This is a genomic window from Streptomyces pilosus (assembly GCF_014649835.1).
GTDB lineage: Bacteria > Actinomycetota > Actinomycetes > Streptomycetales > Streptomycetaceae > Streptomyces > Streptomyces pilosus.
Map to the genome: position 1 here is coordinate 187407 of NZ_BMTU01000002.1, position 19333 is coordinate 206739.

At 66.0% G+C, this 19333-nt stretch carries 10 protein-coding genes; 4 read left to right on the forward strand and 6 right to left on the reverse strand.

Features of this window, described 5'->3' with window-relative positions:
- Positions 1-221: 221 nt before the first annotated feature.
- Entirely contained in the window at positions 222-578 is a 357-nt protein-coding gene (locus IE118_RS05760) for a hypothetical protein (RefSeq protein ID WP_189556182.1), read from the forward strand.
- Here IE118_RS05760 and IE118_RS05765 read toward each other — a convergent pair.
- Positions 568-1388, reverse strand: a protein-coding gene (locus IE118_RS05765; protein WP_189556183.1) for an IS5 family transposase whose coding sequence is annotated in 2 segments (ribosomal slippage) — positions 568-1038 and positions 1041-1388 — 819 coding nt in all. Because the reading frame shifts where the segments join, the coding sequence is not laid out codon by codon here. The genes IE118_RS05760 and IE118_RS05765 overlap by 11 nt on opposite strands.
- A gap of 253 nt (positions 1389-1641) precedes the next feature.
- Here IE118_RS05765 and IE118_RS05770 point away from each other — a divergent pair.
- Entirely contained in the window at positions 1642-2754 is a 1113-nt protein-coding gene (locus IE118_RS05770) for a tyrosine-type recombinase/integrase (protein WP_189556939.1), read from the forward strand.
- A 437-nt stretch (positions 2755-3191) separates the two neighbouring features.
- On the forward strand, positions 3192-7700 hold the full coding sequence (locus IE118_RS05775) for a hypothetical protein (protein ID WP_189556184.1): 4509 nt from the start codon (positions 3192-3194) through the stop codon (positions 7698-7700).
- 379 nt (positions 7701-8079) lie between these two features.
- Here IE118_RS05775 and IE118_RS05780 read toward each other — a convergent pair whose 3' ends face one another.
- The 4 genes from IE118_RS05780 to IE118_RS05795 are packed head-to-tail and all read right to left on the reverse strand — an operon-like array spanning position 8080 to position 15971.
- Positions 8080-9144, reverse strand: coding sequence for a Wadjet anti-phage system protein JetD domain-containing protein (locus IE118_RS05780; protein ID WP_229846680.1), 1065 nt, complete (start codon positions 9142-9144; stop codon positions 8080-8082).
- Complete coding sequence (locus IE118_RS05785; protein ID WP_189556185.1) at positions 9141-13598, reverse strand: hypothetical protein; 4458 nt, start codon at positions 13596-13598, stop codon at positions 9141-9143. The genes IE118_RS05780 and IE118_RS05785 overlap by 4 nt, the downstream gene beginning before the upstream one ends.
- A gap of 28 nt (positions 13599-13626) precedes the next feature.
- Positions 13627-14442, reverse strand: coding sequence for a hypothetical protein (locus tag IE118_RS05790; RefSeq protein ID WP_189556186.1), 816 nt, complete (start codon positions 14440-14442; stop codon positions 13627-13629).
- Positions 14439-15971, reverse strand: coding sequence for a CBS domain-containing protein (locus tag IE118_RS05795; RefSeq protein WP_189556187.1), 1533 nt, complete (start codon positions 15969-15971; stop codon positions 14439-14441). The genes IE118_RS05790 and IE118_RS05795 overlap by 4 nt, the downstream gene beginning before the upstream one ends.
- A 902-nt stretch (positions 15972-16873) precedes the next feature.
- Here IE118_RS05795 and IE118_RS05800 point away from each other — a divergent pair.
- Complete coding sequence (locus tag IE118_RS05800) at positions 16874-17770, forward strand: DUF5655 domain-containing protein (RefSeq protein ID WP_189556188.1); 897 nt, start codon at positions 16874-16876, stop codon at positions 17768-17770.
- Between the two features lie 174 nt (positions 17771-17944).
- On the opposite strand, the gene IE118_RS05805 is transcribed toward IE118_RS05800, so the two are convergent.
- A complete protein-coding gene (locus IE118_RS05805) occupies positions 17945-19312 on the reverse strand; it encodes an SPDY domain-containing protein (protein ID WP_189556189.1) in 1368 nt (455 codons plus the stop codon).
- Positions 19313-19333 lie beyond the last annotated feature (21 nt).

Genomic DNA, 19333 nt, shown 5'->3' on the forward strand with positions numbered 1-19333 from the left:
GCGCAGATTGTGCAGGTGAGAAGCCCGCTCATCACGGCGCACGATGTTGTTGAGGGTCTTCGAGTTGAAGGCATGCCCATGCACAGTGAACGACGCCCCTGACCTGCAGAAAGCTGGCGGGGAGCCGTCTTCTAGGAGTCTAAGACGTCGTTTCCTTTGGCATAGGCTCGTGCCGTCGACCGGCCAGGTGGGTGTCGGTGCGATGTGGGAGTCTCCGGGACATGAGTTACGACCTTGCTGTCTGGGAAGGCGAGAGGCCGGCGGATGACAAGACCGCTGGCCAGGTCTTCAGCGACCTGTACGACCGCTACATCGACGGCGAGGTGGAGGAGCCTCCCTCCGAACGCATCGCAGCCTACGTGGCTGCGCTGCTTGAGCGGTGGTGCGACCTCACCGAGGACGAGGAGGACACCTCGCCTTGGTCGACCGGCCCGCTGATCGGCGAGGCCAGTGGTCCTCTGATCTATTTCCCCATGCGGTGGAGCATGGCCGAGGAGGCGTCGGCCTACGCGGCAGCGGTGGCGGAGTCCATGGGGCTGGTCTGCTTCGATGTGCAGCAGGACCGGCTCAGGCCGTGAGTAGGGGCGTTAACCGGCGGTGGCCGATGAGGGCTGCGGCTATGCCGACGAAGGCGAGGAAGTGTTCGGCCTTGCGCTCGTACCGCCGGTGGAGACGACGGCAGCCGGCCAGCCAGGACACCGTTCTTTCGACCACCCAGCGATGTCGGCCCAGCCGCTGCGAGGACTCGATGCCCTTGCGAGCGATGCGATGGCGGATGCCCCGCCGACCGAGCCATCGACGCAGGTGGTCGTAGTCGTAGCCCTTGTCCGCGTGCAGCTTCGCCGGCCGCCGACGCCGGGGCCCACGGCGGGACCGGATGGGCGGGATGCCGCGCACGAGCGGCTCCAGGCCCTGGCTGTCGTGCATGTTCGCGCCGGAGATGCCCAGAGACAGCGGCAGTCCATTCCGGTCACAGATCAGGTGGATCTTCGATCCAAGCTTGCCGCGGTCGGTCGGATTCGGTCCCGTCAACGGCCCCCTTTTGCAGCCCGCAGACTGACGGAGTCGATCGCGCACCGCGACCAGTCCAGCTCGCCCCGCGCCCCGAGTTCGTCGAGGATCACGCGGTAGAGCCGGGCCCAGACACGGTCCCGGCTCCACTGGGCGAACCGGCGGTAGACCGTGGGCCAGGCGGGGCCGAACACCGGCGGCAGCTGCCGCCACGTGCAGCCCGACGTCGCCACGAAGATGATCGCGGCCAGGGCTTCACGGTCACCTGCCCGACGTCGACCACCGCCCTGCGGGCGTATCACCACCGTTGGCGGCACCACTCGCCTGAACAACACCCACAACTCATCCGGTACCAGCCGCTCAACGAGATCCGTCATGCCACGGTTCAACGAACGATCACGCCATAAGAAACGACGTCTAAAGTGCTGCGAACTTTGATCAAGTCCGAGATCTAGCATTTGGACGTTCGCGCAGGTCAAGGGCATGATGGAAGCCCCTCAGGGCAGCAAAGGTCAGCATGCGGCGCAGCTCTGTCTCCGCTTGCTGACCTTCCGCCCTCTGCGCAGCGCCTGTGCATGGTTCTCGCTCCCATTCGGAAGGTTCGACGTGGCCCGACAGCTCGCCCGCGGCATGGGGTCCTTCTTCAAGGACTGCGACTGCGCCAAGCCAACCCGTTGCCCGCACCCGTACACGATTCGGTTCAGGGACGCGCTGGGCAAGCAGCGCGAGGAGTCCGGATACGGCACGCAGGACGACGCTATCGAGCGCCTCACGCAGCTCTACGCCGAGAAGAAGAATACAGCGCCATCAGTCGCCGAGGCGCGGCGGGAGCTAGGGCAGCTGACGGTCGAGGAATACGCGAAGCAGTGGCGACCCCGACAGCGCAAAATGACGGAGTACTCGACAGGCGAGCATGTCGACAGCTCGATCAATGTGCACATCGTTCCTCGGCTCGGATCGCGCAAGGTGAACTCCGTTACGCCGATCGTGGTCGATCGCTTTTTGGACGAGCTGGAATCCGACGGCGTCGGCCGCGGAAATCAGGTCAACATATTCCGCACCCTCAAGGCCATTCTCCGTGACGCTTACGGAAAGGGCGCCATGGCGGATGATCCTGTCAGGGGGGTTCAGGAGCCGGAGTACATACGTGAGTTGGTTGTCATCCCCTCTCTCGACTACGTGAAGAAGGCGCTGACGGTCGCCGATGAGGATCTTGCGCTCGAGATCATCATCATGGCGGGCTGCGGCCTGCGTAATGGCGAGGCTCGGGCGGTGAACGTAAACAACGTCGTTGCGGACGACGTATACCGCGTGCACGAGCAGATCCACTCGAACACGCACAAGCCAGCAAAGCTGAAGCATCGCAAGGCAGGCGAGTTCAGGGAAGTTCCGCTGCCGCGCTCGGTGCGGGAGGCGATGGAGCGCTACGCGGAGCAGCACGGAACCACGAAGGATGGCTACTTGCTGCGTGGCCCCAGCGGGTACTACACGGAGCCAATGGAACGCCGACGTGTGCAGCGGCTCTTCGAGGAACTTCCTGCGGCGGACGGTGTCGGCATGTACAGCTTCCGGCACTACTTTGCATCGAACGCTCTTGGAAACGGCATACCCATCACCGACGTAGCGGAATGGATGGGGCACAAATCCATTGAGGAGACGTACCGCACCTACCGGCATCTGATGCCGGGGAGCATTACCAAGGCTGCTCGAATCCTGGACGCCGGTCTCTGGGAAGCGGCCTAAAAGCAGATGCGCCGTCGGTTGTCTGCCTTGCTGGGCGCCCGACGGAGGCACCGTCCGTGTGCGGGATGTGGGCTGGGCCACTCGCCCAAATGACGCAGTACATGCATGCGCGCCTCCCTAGATGGTCGACCCGTGTCCGGGGTCTTCCTCCGTGGCGGAGACGTTCGGCATGGTCTGGCCGCGCTCGCGGCTGCGCCTAGGTCACCGCCGCTGGCCGATCATTGCTGGGGTGTTGTTTCCGTCGGCTGCCGACGGGCGGCTGGAGGGACTCCGCCTGTGGAGAGGTTGATCGCAAGGCGCTGTTCGCCGTGCACAGCCCGACGATGATTTTGTGCACTGCCTCCGTCGTCGCGGCTCAGCGCTTGGTCGCGCGTTCGCGCTTGGTGAGCGAAGGGGCGACGGGGGCGCCTGTCAGTGTGCGCTGAGAGAATGAGGGAGTGGCAGGTTATGTGTTCGGCTTTCATGTCCCTCGGGTGTGCAGGGTGCGGGGTGAGCGTGTCGCTGCTGAAGATCTGATCGTGCAGGCCGCCGAAGCGTTCCGAGCGGACGATGATGACGTGGTCATGGATGCAGGGCGACTTCGTCAGGGAGCCTTGGCGCTTCCCGCTGTCGTCGCAGCGGCAGGGGCCATGGTCGTGTTGGGAGAGCCGGGCGCTGGGAAGACTTCCGTGCTGAAGCAGCTCACCAATGGGTTGCCCCGTGTCTTCGACACCTGGAGCGGAGACTCCGATGCGTGCCTTTGGGTGATAGGTGGGGATCTCACCGAGCACTCCTATCAGGAGGAGCTTGGATGCCATCTTGTCTCCTTGCCTTCGGAAGGAGACGCTGCCGGGGGTGCTGGAGTGCTGACGGTAGTCCTGGACCAGGCTGACGAGAGCCCACTTCTGCCGCGTCTGTCGAGGTGGTTGAGAAGGTCGCTGAGCGGCCGGGATACCAGCCGGATTCGGTTCCTCATGGCCTGCCGCACGGCCGACTATCCGGCGGTGCTGACGTCTGTGCTGGCCGAGGCTTTCGGTGCGTGCCGATGCGTCGATCTGGCCCCGTTGAGTCGCACGGAGGCTGTGACGTTGGCTGACAGCGCCGGCGTGCCGGGAAAAGAGCTGGTGGAGGCAGCTGAGGCGGCCGGCGCCGCTGTGCTGGCCGGCGTACCGCTGACATTGGAATTGCTGGTCCTGACCTATCGGGCTGACGGCCAGCTGCACGGGCGGCCAGAAGAGTTGTTTGCACGCGGAGTGGCACGGCTCGCTGAAGACCCCGACCCTCACCGACTCAAGAAAGCGCTGATCACCACGGTCCTTCAGCGCCTGACGGTGGCGGGACGCATCGCCGCGTGGATGCTGCTGTCAGGCCATCGGACCGTGTGGCGTGGGGCCACGTTCGAGGCTGGAACCTACGATCTGCCGGGCGACGTACTGGCGGGGGGAAGGGAGCGGACCGCCGCTGGACCGTTCGAGGTTACGCCCCAAGTGGTCGAAGAATGCTTGGCAACCGCGCTGTTCACAGCGCCGGACAACGGCAGGGCGGCATTCCGCCACTCTTCCGTAGCGGCCTACCTCGCAGCCCGGTACCTGACGGATCGGAAGACCACGCAGCGACAGCTGGAGAATCTGTTCCTGATAGGCGCACCGGACGGAGAGACGGCGACCATTCCAGCACCGCTGCGGGAGACCGCGGCCTGGCTGGTGGCCATGAACCACTCTGCCAGCGGCTGGCTGGCTACCGCCGATCCCGAAAGCCTGGCGGTGCACAGCGCACTTGTGCGTTCCGACGAGGTCCGCCGGCTCACCGTAAGCAGGCTGCTGGAACGTGCGGCGCAGGTCGAACTGGGAGACACGCGATGGCAGCTGTCCCGTTGGGACCTGCGCCATCCTTCGCTCGCTGACCAGCTCGCCGACGTCCTGGAGACCAACCCTGCCGAAGGTGCGGCCAACTGGCAGTCCACGGCGCGAACCCGCCTGGCGATCCAGCTGGCGCAGGAGGCCGGCACCGCTCACCCCAGGTTGGCCGATGCGCTGCTGGCGTTGGTGAGGAACGACACGTGGCATCAAACGGAGCGTCGTTTGGCGGCGCGCGCCGCGTTCGCCTGCGACCTGGGCCGTGCCGTGCCAGTTTTCGTCGAGGTGCTCGACTCCCTATCCGATCTGTCCTATGTCGAGCGGGTGGATCCCGACCATGAGCTTCGGGGCACGCTACTGAGCCTGCTATGGCCGCACCATTTGGACGCGGCGACGATGCTGGGCGCCCTTCGCCCGCCGTCCCCGGACCTGTACGGCAACTACGCCCACTTCTTGAGGAACATGCCAGCGGAGTGCAGGGACGAGGATCTGCCCGATCTTCTCGCTTGGGTGTCCGAAATAGTCTGCCGACCGGATAGTGGCTATGTCTTCTCGCACGATCGCTTCGAGATCTCACTGATCAACGGGGTGATCGGCCGAGCGCTCGAGACTCCGGACGCGGCTCAGCACGCGGACACCTTGGCGAAGATCATTTTCAGCCTCTTCCACGACCACCACAAGGTCCAGATGCCTGACTGCTTGCAACCTGATGAGCACGGGCACGAGACGCCCGAGACCCGGTCACTACGGAGGCTTCTGACCCAAGCTTTTGTCACAGAGGCTGTCCGGACAGGGCTCGATGCGCGCATGGCGGCCTGCCAGATCGCGTACGACTGGGAACGACGCCCGTCGGTGCGGCTCGACGCATCCTCGGCGCCGGAGCCAGCGATCCGTCATCAGCTTGTCGATAGGGACGACTTCCCGTGGCTTTTGGAGCAGACTGTCGAGGCGGCGGCGTCCGGTGATGGGGCGGCCCTCCAGGTGTACGGCGAGCTGGCCTCCTGCACGTTCCCCTCGGACGACCTCCATGCGTTCGAACTGGCTTACGACAATACGCACCCGGCCTGGCCGTATCTGCGCTCCTTCTACGCGGCCATCCCTATCGACAGTCACCTTGCTCGGGCGTTGCGCCGCAACTACAGCGCTGAGAACTCGCATTGGCCGGAAGCAGCGGAGTTCTTGGCCGAGACGGCGCGGCGCCTCGCTGAAGCCAGGGCCGGCGACAACGACAGTCTGTGGCAATTCCTGTGGGGTCTGCGCGTGGACCCGCAGACGGGGAGGTTCGTGCAGGATGCGGCGGGCGCCATCTCAACCTGGCCAACTGCCGTAGCTCTCGGCGACGATCTGTCGGACTTGCCTGAGCTCGCTCTCCGCTATCTCACCACCGAGCATGACCGTGCGGATTCCTGGCTCCCGCACGCCCGTCGCAACAAGTGCTCCTGGGCCGGATATGCCCTTCTCACAGAGCTGCACCGAACAGGCCGCCTGCTCGAACTTCCCGCGCGGGTGTGGAGCTTTTGGGCAGCCGCGATACTCACCGAGTATCTGGGCATGTCGACGAGCTACACGGAACCCGTTCGGGTGGACCTGCTGCGCTTGGCAGCCCGTCATGCACCTGAGTCCGTGGCCCATCGCGTTACCCAGGCAGCCCGAGCAGCGCTGACGGCAGGCCAACAGCCCATCGAGCTCAATGCGGTTGATCCGCGCTGGGCTGCGGAACTGCGTACGTGCTTGGAGCACCTCGCCACTGAACTGTCCACCTGTCTCGGGCTCGTGCCCGAGGCGGCGGATAAGGCCCTGGCAGGCTCAGCAGCGAGCGAAGACCACCCCGCACGCTTGCCCGACAGTGATGAGGCACGTGAGGCCGCGCTGCGGACCTGGCACAGAATCCTGGCCACTCTTCTCACCACCGACAGCCAAATGGTGCACGGCATCATTGACGCCAGTATCGACGGGCCCCGGGAAACTCCGCTTGCCGCACGAGCTGCTGTCCTCGCCGCCCAGGCCCTACTGACCGCGGACGCCGAGGCGCACTGGCCACGAGCCAAGAGGTTCGCGGCAACCGACCCTGAGCTCGGCCGCAGACTGGCCGAAGCATGCGCCAGGACCGAGACGGAGCGTATCCAAAGCTCCCTGAGCGAGGCTCTCGTTGCCGACTTGTACCTGTGGCTCAGTGGCTTGTACGACCCTGAGGAGGACCAGCCTCTTCGCGGCGCTCGCTGGATCACTGATGATGAACAAGCCCGAGAATGGAGAGATCGCCTACTCCCTGAGCTAAGCCGGCGAGCCACCGCAGAGGCAGTTCATCAACTGCGCCAACTTGCGACCCTGTACCCCAGTCGACTGGCTATTGCCGCAGCACTCGTCGCGGCGACCAAGCAACATGCCGCTGCGAGTTGGAGTCAGGTGCGCACAGAGGACGTGATACGGCTCCTGCAGGACCCAAAGCGGCGCGTCATCCGCACCAGCACAGACCTCTTGGACGTGGTGCAGGAGGCCCTTGAGGAGGTGAGCCGGGCGCTTCCCTCGCACTGCGAACTGCTCTGGGACCGTACACCGGGCAAGAGCCCTCGAAAGCCGTCCGCAGAAAACCCAGTCATCCCTGATGTCTGGCGCCCCAAACCCGAAGCAGCCTTGTGCGCGTACCTCACACACGAGCTGACTCTGCGGCTGGCCGGCCACCGTGTCGCGGTCAACCGGGAGGTGCTGATCCATCCCACCGATCCATACGGGGCGGGCGACCGCACTGACCTTCTCGTCGAAGCGATGCCCTCACCGGGTGACGACCCCAACATCGCTTCAAGCGGGTCCGTAAAGCTGGTCATTGAGGTCAAGGGCTCCTGGAACGACGAAGTTCCGACGGCTCAAGCGGAACAGTTGGCGGGCCGGTATCTGCCGGAAGCAGGAACGGATGCGGGCATCTACATCGTCGGCTGGTATCCGATCGAGCTCTGGAATGCCACGGGTGACAGCCGTAAGACCCAGGCGAAAAAACTCCAGCTTGACACGCTCCGCGTCGATCTGCAGGACCAAGCGGCGAGCCTCTCACAGGCGGGCGCAATTCACGTTCGCCCCATGGTGATCAACCTTCCGCGGCCATACAGGCAGTAAGTGTGATCGGCAGAGCTTGGTGCGGCGCTCGCGTATCTGCATCTTGCGAGCGGTCTTAGCTTTCTGAGGCGCAACGTCCAGGCGGTGTGACTTCCATGCCTTCCCGATGACGCATCACGTTGAGTGCGTTGCCATCCTCGAACCGGTGACGAAGGGCAATACTGGCAGTGTTGCGCGTAGCTGGTGGTCAGTCGCAGAATTCAACGTCTACAACTGATCTCGGGCTTTCAGGGCCGGAGTTGCACACCTCGCCGAGGGCGCCGCTCCGGCCCGAGGCTGACGTTCGTGACGTGGGACGCTGGCACTCAGTCCACGTAGCAACTCGTGATGCGGCGGTCATGCCGTGGGGCCTGGAGGTGCTCACGGTCTCCCGACGAACTCAAGGGCACCAGGTAGCGTCGCCGGCCAGCTGGTTACGGTTGGTGGCTTCCTGTGCAATACGCCGGCCTGACAGCAGGACCTCATGAGTCCTCCGCCGCAGTCTGGGCGGCAGCCAGGCCGTAAGCGTGTGGGCGCGCTCATCGGAAACCATCTGACCCGGGGTGGAGGCGTGGCTCAGGAGGAGGCTGTACAACACGGAGGCGGGTTCGACCGAGGGCAGCCCGCACTGGGTGGCTGTTACTGAGGCGCGGGCGGGAATCGACAGACCTTCAGGGTCGAGGTCGCCGTAGTAGACGATCCGTTGGATTCCATGGATCTCTTTGACAGTTTCGATGGAGGCTTCGAAGGCTCGTCCGGAGCCGAAGGCCACGCCTCTGGTGCGCCCGGGATTCGGGGTGAGCAGGTCTCGGAGTGTGGCGTAGGTGTCGCTGTTCTCGGCGACCAGGAGGGTGTCTCCGTCGCCGAGCAGTCGGTAGGCGAGGGGCGGTGGTTCGCGAAAGGTGCCGAGCTGTTCAAGGGTAAGGCGGCCGGGGGCGAAGAGCGCACCAGAGAGGAGACCATCGAGGCGCTTTTCGTCCTGGAAGATCTCGTAGGAGCGTTCGCGCAGGGGGATCGGTACGCGAAATTCGTGACGATTGCTGGTGTCGCGGAACCATCGGTTGATGAGGGCCAGGTCTTCGTGATGGGCGGAGGTGAGGTACGCGGTGTGGGCCCAGTCGAGTTCAGGTCGGTAGGAGCGCCGTGTAGTGACAGGCGCAGGCTTGCGCGGGGTGGCTGCGGGCAACCGGATCTGTTCGGGCAGGGCTGGGCGGCCTGCGTCCCATTTGTTTCTCTGGCCGTGGGGGAGTCGCAGGGTGCCGGCGTCGGAGAGTTCTTCGAGCAGGGTGGCCAGTGCGGTGCGGGAGTCCTCACCGCGGGCGGTGCCGGGAAGGGCTGCGGTGAAGGCTTCCATCACGGTGGCGCGCGGCACGGTGGCCTTCTCGGCGCGAGCGTGCAGTGCGGCGCTGAGGCGGACGGCGCCTGGTGAGAGGCGAGGAAGCTGCTCGGGGGTGGGCGCCGTCATCGGTTCGTTTCCCCCTTGGTGTAAAGGCGTGCGGAGCTGAGGTAGCCGTTTGCTTCAGGCTCGTGGGTGTCCGGGGCGGTCCGAGGGGTGGGGATGAGGGCGTTGCGGACGTGGTCGTCGAGGCGAATGCGGGAGAGGCCGGTGCGGGCTTCGGCGTCGTTGCGCAGCTGGATGGTGGCGGGGAATCGGGCCGTTACGGCTTCGTCGCTCAGGCCGGTGGTGTAGATGAGCTGAATGCCGAGGGCTGCCGCCATCTGCGTCTGGATGTCTACGAGGTAGGGGGCGTTGGCGCGGCCGATGGGGTTGTCCAGGAGGAGCAGTCCGCCGTGGCGGGTGCGGCTGCGGGGGCCGGGGGAGGTGCGCAGGGCGGCGAGGGCGCAGTAGAGCAGGATGGCGCCGGTCAGTTCCTGGCCACCGGAGAAGATCTTGCCCATCTTCTCCACGGGCACGCGTTCGATCCGTTGGGTGGCGTTGGGTTTCATGACCTCGGCGGTGAAGCGGGGAACGGCTGCGTGCAGGCAGCGCATGACCACCTCGGTGCCTTTGAGTTTGCGGGTGCGCGGGTTGGCAGCGAGGTTGTCGATGGTTTCGCGCATATGGGCGGTGAGCACGGAGGGTTCAGGCTTCCTGTAGCGGATGGTGAGGAAGCGCTTCCCTGCCCAGGGCGTGGGGCCGTCGGGGAAGACGGAGAACCGGCTTGCTTGGTCGACTTGTTGGAGAAGTTCGGTGACGAAGCCGCTGAGCTGGGACACAAGGGCCTCACGCGCCTTGCTCATGCCCTCGAGCTGGGTCGTCAGGGCTGCGGCAGCGCGGTGCAGCGCCGTAGTCCATTCACGGGAGGCGGCTGGGATGTGCCGCCGGTCAAGAGCCGAGATCTGGTTGCGCAAGGGGACGTCGAGTTGTTCGAAGCGGACGTCGGCGGCCTGGTCCTTGAGCAAGGAAACGCTGTCTTCGACGCGGCGCTCGGTGCTGGTGAGCTTGCGCCGGGCGTCCTCGTAGCGGGCTGTGGCTTGCCGTACGGCGGGTTCGGCCGCATCGGCGGTGCCTTCGTAGGGGGCCGCCGCGGGTTGAATGCCGAGCTGTTCGATCGTGGTCTCCAAGCGCGCCAGGACATGACCGAAGGCGTCGAGTTCGCGAGTGTGCTGGCTCTGCTGCCTACGTGCCGCGTTGTACTGCTCGCCGGCACTGCGTTCAGCCTGCTGCGCCTCCGCCTGGGCGTGTTCGGCACGGGCGGTCAGGTCGTAAGCCTCTTCGAGGGAGTGTGGGGTCCACTGCGCGACGTCTTGAGTGCTGGTGTCTTCTGCTGCAGTGGCGAGCGTGCGGTGTCGTTCCTTGAGACGGCTCTCCTTGTCCCGAAGGCGCCGTAGCTGGTCGTGGAGACTGTCGATCTGCTGGCCTAGATCGCGTTGCACGGCGTCGCGCTGGACGTCATCTGCCGCTGCGGGAGAACGGCTGTACTCCTGGGCGAAGGGCTTGACCTGGTCAGGGACCTGCGCCCACTCGTCCTGGCAGGCGCGCAAGGCGTCTTCTGCTTCCTTGGCACGCTGGCGCTGGTCTTCTTCGATGTCCACACTGCGCAGGTCCTCGACTGCCTGCTCGTAGCGGTGCTGGAGGACGGTGAGCGCTTCGCAGGGCGCTCCCTTGGCGTGCTGAGCCTGTTCGGCCTCGGGCGTGGCGGTGACCTTCTTTCGCGCCTGGGCATGGCTCTGGGCCTGTTGGACGGCGGCTTCCACCGCCTGGGTCATGCGTGCGATGTCGCCGTGGGCTGTCTCCTCTTTCTCGCCCAGTTCTTCGAGTTCGCGCTGACGCTGCTGAGCTTCTTCCACGAGCGCGGTGATCCGGTCGCGTGCCCGGCTGGCTTTCGCCTCGGCTTCCGCGAGGCGACGCATCGCCTGCGCGACCTCGGTGGCCTCGCGGTGAGCGTTTTCCTGTTGTGTGTAGACCTCCTCGGCGGCGGTGACGGCGTCGTCGTGCTGTTCGGCACTGGTGCGCGCGACCTTAAGGCTGGCCTGGGATGCCTGCGCTGCAGTCCGGAGTTCCTGGAGCTGTTCGAGCCGGACCCCTACGCTCACGGAGCCGATCTCGTCCAGCCAGTACTTGATCTTGTTGCCCAGGTCGCGGGTGAGACTGATGCGTTCCTCGAGCTCGTCCATTGCCTGCGCGGAGGCTGCCAGGCGTGCTTCGACCTCGGCTCGTTCGAGTGCCGCGGCCTGTTCGTCATGCAAGGCCGGGGTCGGCTCGGGCACCATCCGGCCGTTTGTGTCGGGTACTGGCGTCAGCATCCGTTCCCCGGTTCCTACCGCGACGGCCGCCGTGGGCAGGGGACGGGTGCGCTCCAGATGACGTTGGGCCTGATCCAGCGCTGCGGGGCCGCCGCTTACGATGATGCCGCCGACCAGGTCCGGGTGGTCGTGGATGAGGCGCTGGTGATCGTCCGCGGGCACGTTGTCGCGCATCCACTGCCAGCCGGGGACTGCGTCGATGCCCTGGGCACAGAGGTCGGCACACAGGGAGCGGACTTCCTTGGTGGCGGGCAGGAGGCCGTCGCTGGTGTCCAGGGCGGCGAGGAGTTCTTCATCCGCGCTGTGCTGGAGCTGTGTCCGCCTGAGGGCACCGTCCAGAGCGGTGATCTTCCGCTCGATCAAGTTCTGCAGGGCAGCGTAGTGGTCGGCGAGCCAGGTCAGGGCGTCGCCGTCTTGCAGGTCTTCGAGGCCGAGCTCAAGCAGTTCCGCAGTCACAGGGTGGCGGCGCACGGACTCGGCGCGGGCGCGGAAGCGGTCGGTCTCCGCTTCGGCCGCTTCTGCTGCGCAGCGATCATCGAGAGCCCGCTCGTGCAGTGCAGGCAGCTGTTGATATGCCTGTGCCCGGCGGCTGCGGGCCTCATCCTGTGCCTTCTTGGCCTCTACACAGCGCTGGCCGTGGTGATCAGCTTCACCGTCCATCCTGGAGGCGGCGTCTGCCGCGCTTTCGCCGGGCTGCACCTTTCCCTCTTCCCGTGCGGTGCGCAGCTGCTCCTCGAAGCCCTGCACCTGACGGCGCAATTGGTGCTGTTCTCCCTCAGCCGTACCGGCACCCTTATGGAGCGAGTTGCTTTGCTCGCGCCACTGCTGGATCTTGCTGCGAGACTCGGAGATCTCCCTCTCCAGATTGCCGGCCTCGGCGCGTGCCTGCGTTTCAGCCGCCGCGTAGCCCGCCCGGAGCGCCGCCGCGGCGATATCGCACGCTTGCACATAAGGGGCGGCTGTTTCCTCGGCTTCGGAGAGGGCCCGCTGCATACGGCCGTGGCGCTCCTGGGCAGCCGCGTGTCGCACGGCGACCGGGACACTGCGCCAGCCCGCAAGGCGGTCTTCCAGCCGTTGCGTCGTCGCGGCGACTCGCTTCTGTTCCTCGGCTGATTTGCCCAACTCGATACCGCAGGCAGCCCAACGAACGTACGCCACACGTGCATTGGCGACGTCCAGTCCCTGCTTGGATGCTTCATGTGCCCGGTAGGCGGTATTGACCGTGTCTGTGGTGGCCTGTGCCGCGGCGGTGAGGATCTGATGCCGACGCATCAGCCCTGCGGCAAGGGCGACAAGGCCGTCCTTGGCCTGGCCAGCCTCGCGCTGCTGGTCGGTGTGCTCCTGGTACCGATCGGCCACACGGGCGCAGATGTCCTCCATGGCCAGCGCGAACTCCCGCTCCTTGACCAGCTTCTCGCGCTGGTCGTGGGCGCCGGCATAGGTCTCGAAGGCACCGCCGAGGCTGGTGTACTTGTCGTCGTCGTTGGCCTTCTCCAGCAGCCACTGGACGAACGCTGCCGCACTGGAGGTGGTGAACGCCTCGGCAGCCCCGCTCTCGGTGGCGTTCATCTTGCGCTGGACATCGAAGAGGCCAGGTTCGAGACCCAGACCGGCCTGATGTTTCTCCCACTTCTCCTGCCCGTCCACGATCTGTAGTTCCAACGCCTCGACCGTGGCCTGCAGTTCGCACAGCTCGTTGTAGTAGTGGTCGAACGGCAGCCAGTGACCGTCGCGGTGGAAAGGTAGATCGTCCGCGGACAGGGCGGCACCCGGATGGAAGCTGTAGAAGCGGCGCTTGAGCTTGCCATCGCCCTCGGGCGCGAGGAGCTGCGCGGTGACCAAGAGCCTGCCAGTCCGGGCATCAGCCCACTCCAGGACGATATGGGAGGGCTGAGCCGGAGAAACGACGAAGCTCAGCAGCTCCTCCGGGTCATGGTGACGCAGCGGGATCGTGGTGCAGGTGATGCCGGTCAGCAGCACACCCTTGCCGCCGCCGTTCTGGAGCATGACCAGACTGGCCGGCGAGGGCCGCTGCGTGACGTGTCCGGGGGTCGGCATCAGAGATGCTGTCTCAACCAGTGGGCCCACGCCAGAGAAGTCCAGGTTCACGTCTTCGTAGCGGGCATCGAGCGGCCCGAAGTTGCGCATCAGGATGCGGTTCAACTCGTACATGGAGAGGGGTCCTTACATCGCGATGGCGTCAGGTGGCTGGGGCGGAGTCCGGGAGCATGCCGTGGCCCGTAGCCTCAGGCTGCTCCGGAGCCTCGGATGGGAGTGGCGCATCGTGGTGCGGCAAGGCCGCCACGCCCAGGGCGGCCAGTTCCTGGAGCATTTCCCGGGCTGCCTGGGCACGGATGTGCAGCCTGTACAGGACGTTGGTGGCGTACGTGCCGCCCTCTTCGTCACTGGTCGCGCGGACGAATCCGCGCTGCTCGAGATGCGTGAACGCCCTCTTCACCAGCGCGTAGGTCGCCGACCGCGGAGTCCTGTCCTTGTCCGTACGACCGGTGGGGTTGCGGCGCAGGTAGGCCCGCCACAATCCCTCCAGTCCGGGGCTGCCGGCCGGCGGGTCGGTGTCCTCGTCGGCGGCTGCGGCACGGCGCTCAAGGACGGTCGCATAGGCCCTAACGTCTTCGTCGACCTTCTGCACCGAGATCCGGGCGACGTGCTCGTCGTCGTCCAAGTCCTCCGGACGAGGGAAGGCCCGCGACGCAATGGCCAGGTGGGCGAGCAGGTACAGCGGCCGGTTCTCTGCATTCGGCACGAGGTCGGTGACCGAGACGGCGAAGTCCGTCTCGGTCGTGGTTGCCAGGACCAGCCCCGCCTGCGGGTGCACCTCCTGGACCGTGAGGTCAAAACCCTGCGCGACCTTCCGCACCAGCTGGGCGAAGTCCGGTTCTGTATCGAACCGCCGCACGAGGCGGGCATTCTCTCCATAACGCGCTGGGGACTTGCCGCGTGTCATAGCCAGAGCCACCATCCGGGCTGCTGCGGCAACATCGTCGTACTGCGTCATGCGCTCGGCTCCAGATCGTCATTCGTGGCGCGGGGAACAAACTCTGGTGAAAGGGGCGGTTGCGTTTCGGAGGTCGGTTCGCCCATGGCCGGCAACAGCAGGAAGTCGCTGCCACCGAAAACCGGGTCGTCCAACTCAGTCCCGTCGTCCACGACAACGACGGCTTCCTCACCTCGCGCCAGCTCGGCGACCGGGACATGCCGAAACCGATGCGCGGTCTCCATAGCCAGCAGATGGTCGGTGTCGTCACCAGGCCCTCTGCCCTCGCCCCACTCGCGGGCACGCTCGAGCAACCGAGACAGTCGCATGCCCTCCCCGGGGACAGCCGAAAGCAGCCTGTCCACCCATGCATGCTGCGCGTCGTCGAACCTCGGTGGATCGGACGTGACTTCCCAGTCGTCCGGTGCGCCCACCGCGACCCGCTCAACCTCGGCCTGATCCGGCATCCGTGTGAGGACCTCGAAGTAGTCCGGCAGGTACATCACCCGCGGACGGACCGGACCCAGCACCCCGCGCACGAACGCCTCCAGGGGCCGCTCGCTGTCCTCGATACTCAGCTCGAGCGCCGGCTCCAGGAGCTGGCTGCGCAGGTGTACCCGTACATGGACCACGGGAGGTACGAAGATCTGCCGGTCCTGCTGGTGCCGGAACTCAGGAACCACTCTGAGCAGCATGTCGACGAGCATCAAGTGCCGCTTCAGACAATCCTGGATCAGCGCATCCAGAGCCTCCAGCTGCTGCCGCTTGTGTTCCTCTTCCGTGACCTCGAGCAGCTGTGCCACCTGCGCCTTCAGCTGAGTCTCCGCCCGAGACCTCTCCTCAACGTGCTCCTGCGCCTCCTTCAACGGGCCGTCGAGGTCCGCCTCCCAGTCGATGGCCCGTACGTTGCGTTTCATCTCCTCCATGCGGTCCAGTAGTTCCTTCGCGTACCGGATGCTCTGCACATGGGCGGTGCGGGCGGCCTGCCACGCCTCACCGATCCGCGCGCGCTTTAGCAACGCGGCCAACTTGGCCTCCGCCGCGATCTGCTCGGACGCGATGTCCACATCGACCGCATGGACGAGCACGGTGATGGCCGCATCAGTAACTGTCAGCGCAGCCTGCCCGGCTTCGTCCGGCACGTCTTTGAGGATTTGGAACGGAAACTCCCTGACGACGAAGCCGTCGCCTGTCACGCTGCCGATCTCGTGTCGAAAGCACCGGTCGTGTCTCTCGGTGTTGATCATCCGCTCCACCAGCCAGCGCGCGACTTCCTGATACTCGGTACCCGCCCGCCCCGGAACCTGGAGCGCCGCAGACTCAGCTACCTGTTCCACGACGGCTTCCTGTCGAACTGCCGTCCGCGCCCCTATCCGTAACGTCACGAAGTCGATGGTTGCCAGGGCGAGTTCGGCCAGCCGGTACCCCTCCCAGCCCCGCTCCCGCTTCGCCGGACTGTCGTCGAGCGCCAATAGTGGCCGCACCACGGCCAGCGCCTTCATCCGCGACGTGATGCTCTCGTACGCCGCAGCTGACTCGCCAAAGAACACTGAGAGCCTCCCAACACCATTTGCTCGACCGGAAATTCACGCTAGGACACGGCACTGACAATCCTTCGGAGGCGAACGTATGGACGATTAATTTCGGCTGTTGTCTCCGTTGGCGGCATGATCAGGAGACCCGAAACCGATACACCGCCCCGTAAGGCTGGCGGCCTTGAGCCCCTCGCTTGCTTGAACCGGTCAACGAGGAGCGGATCGGTACCTGCTGAGTGTCGAGCGAGGTCCCTCGCAGGTCAGAGGAGGGGCTGGCTCAGTGCATCTCGCAGACGATGCGACTTGCGCCCAGGCACATGGCGCGACCGTGGCGTTCGGCCCCGCAGTGCGGACTTGCTTGAACATGAGAACCACTCGGCCTAAAGGAGGTCAGAACCCGAGCGTCGAGATGGTTCGGAAGCTTCGCGATGAAATCGCTGCCTGCTTCGTCCTGGCCGGGGCGGGCGTTTAATCGCCGCGCTCTGACCGCAGCGCCTAGAGCTTTGTCTCGCTTTGATTTGATCAAGGGGGATTGTCTGCCGAATTCACGTTCCGGTCGATCTGCTACAAAGTCGCGATTCTCCTCGCGCTCAGCTATTGAACGCATGGGTCGCCCTTGCAAAATTCGACAACAGTGACCAGTTGCGGCACTGTGTGAGATCCGGAAAGTCCTTGGAAGGTGCGTGCTCTATCCGCTGAGCTGTGGGGGCTGACCTGCGTAAACCCGGCTTCCGGGCGCTGTCTCCCGGGTCGCGGGGGTTGCATGGGGGAAACGCTTCCCGGTGACCGGGGGACGCGAGGGTTCCCCGATCGGACCGTACGTAGGGTCTCACGCTATCTTCACGCCCCCGAAGCCTCTCGCGGAAACAAACGCGCGCCTCATCGGCGTTGGTGCTCTCCGAGCCGAGGAGGGGAAGGTGTCGGGCCTGAAGCTGTTCCGCACGGACACGACGAATAGCGGCATGACCGAGGTCATGCCGCGTCTTGCTGAGATCGAGGCCGATGTGCAGGGTCTCGTCGAGGCGCACATGGAGACGCTGCTGGGCGTCCGGTTCCTGGCGAGCGAGTACGGCACCGGGCCGGTGCACGGGGGCCGGATCGACTCGCTCGGGCTGGACGAGAACGGATCGCCGGTCATCGTGGAGTACAAGCGCGGTGTCGACGCCGGCGTCATCAACCAGGGGTTGTTCTACCTCTCGTTGCTGATGGACCACCGGGCGGAGTTCGAGCACCTGGTCCGCGACCGGCTCGGGGTGACGGCCGCGTCCCAGGTCCTGTGGAGCGGCCCGCGCCTGATCTGCATCGCCGGCGACTTCACCCGCTACGACGCGCATGCCGTGCGTGAGCACCGGAGGTCGATCGACCTGGTCCGCTACCGACTCTTCGGCAGGGACCTGCTCGGGCTTGAGACCGTGGCCTCCGTGAGCGGCAGCGGGGAGGTGGCCCGCCGGGCACAGCGCGGGGCGGTTGCTCGGGCGGCGGCCGATGTCCAGGGCGCGGCGATGGTGGAGTTGGCGGGCGCGGTCGACGAGGTCCTGCTCGGGCTCGGGGACGGCGTGAACCGGGTTGAGCGCAAGACCTACCGGGCGTATCAGCGGCTGCGGAACTTCGCCTGCCTGTGCCCGCCGCAGCGCAGCAAGCTGCTGGTCTACCTGAAGGTCGACCCGAAGGAGGTCGACCTTGTTCCGGGCTTCACCCGGGACGTGTCCGGTCTCGGTCACCACGGGACGGGTGATCTGGAGGTGCAGCTCCGTACGCCGAGGGACGTGGAGCGGGCGCAGGATCTGTTCCGGGCAAGCTACGCGGCGGCATGATCGGAGGCCACCGCCTGCTTCCTGGCGGGCTGCGCTTCGTGTCGTGTCCCGTGGGCGAGGGCCTTTCGACGTCCGGGCAGGGAGTGGCGGTGGACTACCTATGGTGCGCGGGATCGCCGGTTTGGCCAACCGGCGATCCCGCGCAATGTTGCCCCGCCTCGTGTGGGCCGATGATCAGCGTGAACGGCTGGCGGGTCGGCCGGCCGTGACCGCCGGAGCCGCCGGCGCACTGGCGGCGAGGCGGGTCCTGTGCTCGCGGCCCAGCTGGGCCTGGCGCGTGCCGGTCGCATGGGCGAGGGACTCAGAGAGACCCGCCAGCAGTGAACTCGGGGTGTACGGGGACGCGGTGATGGCCCAGGTGGGCCGGTCCAGACCAGGGCCGGCCCAGATGGTCCAGGTGGCCAGGTTCTGACTCGCGTGTTGTGCGGCGAAGGCGTCGAACTGGACGCCCGCGTCCCCGTCGGGGGACGTCCAGCGGATCCATCGCCCGTCCACGGTGTGCTTCCATCCGGCGTCGGAAAGCGGCTGGGTGGCCGAGGTGACCATCTTCTCGTCCACCGGGGCGCCGATGACCGTGTCCCAGCCGTCGCCGTCGGCGAGGTGGATCAGCAGATCCTGCAGCACCGGGGCGGGGGTGGCGCCGGTCGAGGTGAGGACCCACATGCGGTCGGAGACGGGTGTCTCGTAGGCGGCTACGGTCCATGCGGTCTCATGGGCGGGGGTTTCGTGGACGCGCTCGATACGCAGGGTCTGCGACTCGTGGATGGCGTGCGTCGTGTCATCCGACCAGGTCCGCCACTTTTCGAACTCGCCGTGTGTGTCGAGGAAGGTGTCGAGGAGGGCGTCGTGGTTGCCGGCATCGGCCAGGTAGACGGGGACGGTCTCCGGCTCCGGACGGGAGGGTTCGGGCTTGGTTGTGGTGACGTCGAAGACGGAGCGGGCTTCGATGGCGGCGCGTTCGGTGTCGGTCAGGGGTGCCGGGCCGGGGCGCATCTCGGCTGCGTGGGCCTTCTCGAAGGCCAGGAGGGCCTGGGCGGGTGAGTCGAAGGTGTCGGCGACCTGGCGCAGGTGGTCCTCGCCGTGCAGGTAGACGGACTTGCCGCCTGGGTGGAGGTATGTGCCGACCGCGACGGTGGTGTGGCCGTCGTGGGCGTGGGCGTGGATGAGGAGCTGGCCGTGGCGGATGTCGTCGTGGATCTTCTGCGCCTGGTTGGAGACCTCGCGGATTTCGCTGCGGGTGCACCAGGGCATCGGGTAGTTCGCCCAGGTCCATTCCTCGTCGATGGCCTCCTGGAGCCGAGGGGTGATCTCGACGGTGATGCCTTCGGCGATCAGGTGCTTGGCGGCGGCGTCGGCCCAGTAGGGCTCCTCGTGATCGATGCGGGCCAGGACCAGGACGTTGGTGGCGGCGGCGCTCCAGTCGGCAGCCTCCAGAGCCATGAGGGCGACGTGGGCCTGGCTGCCGGTGAGGTGGGCCTGCACGGCGCTCGGGTGGGTGGGGTGGGTGTCGAGGCGGACGTGGGCGTCGATGGCGGGAGTCACGTGGGGGTCTCGTCTCTTGTG

What these genes read in the sequence shown, in the direction of transcription:
- IE118_RS05760 (WP_189556182.1), top strand. Translation starts at nt 222, where the DNA reads ATGAGTTACGACCTTGCTGTCTGGGAAGGCGAGAGGCCGGCGGATGAC.
- IE118_RS05770 (WP_189556939.1), top strand. Translation starts at nt 1,642, where the DNA reads ATGGGGTCCTTCTTCAAGGACTGCGACTGCGCCAAGCCAACCCGTTGC.
- IE118_RS05780 (WP_229846680.1), bottom strand. Translation starts at nt 9,144, where the DNA reads ATGACGGCGCCCACCCCCGAGCAGCTTCCTCGCCTCTCACCAGGCGCC.
- IE118_RS05785 (WP_189556185.1), bottom strand. Translation starts at nt 13,598, where the DNA reads ATGTACGAGTTGAACCGCATCCTGATGCGCAACTTCGGGCCGCTCGAT.
- IE118_RS05790 (WP_189556186.1), bottom strand. Translation starts at nt 14,442, where the DNA reads ATGACGCAGTACGACGATGTTGCCGCAGCAGCCCGGATGGTGGCTCTG.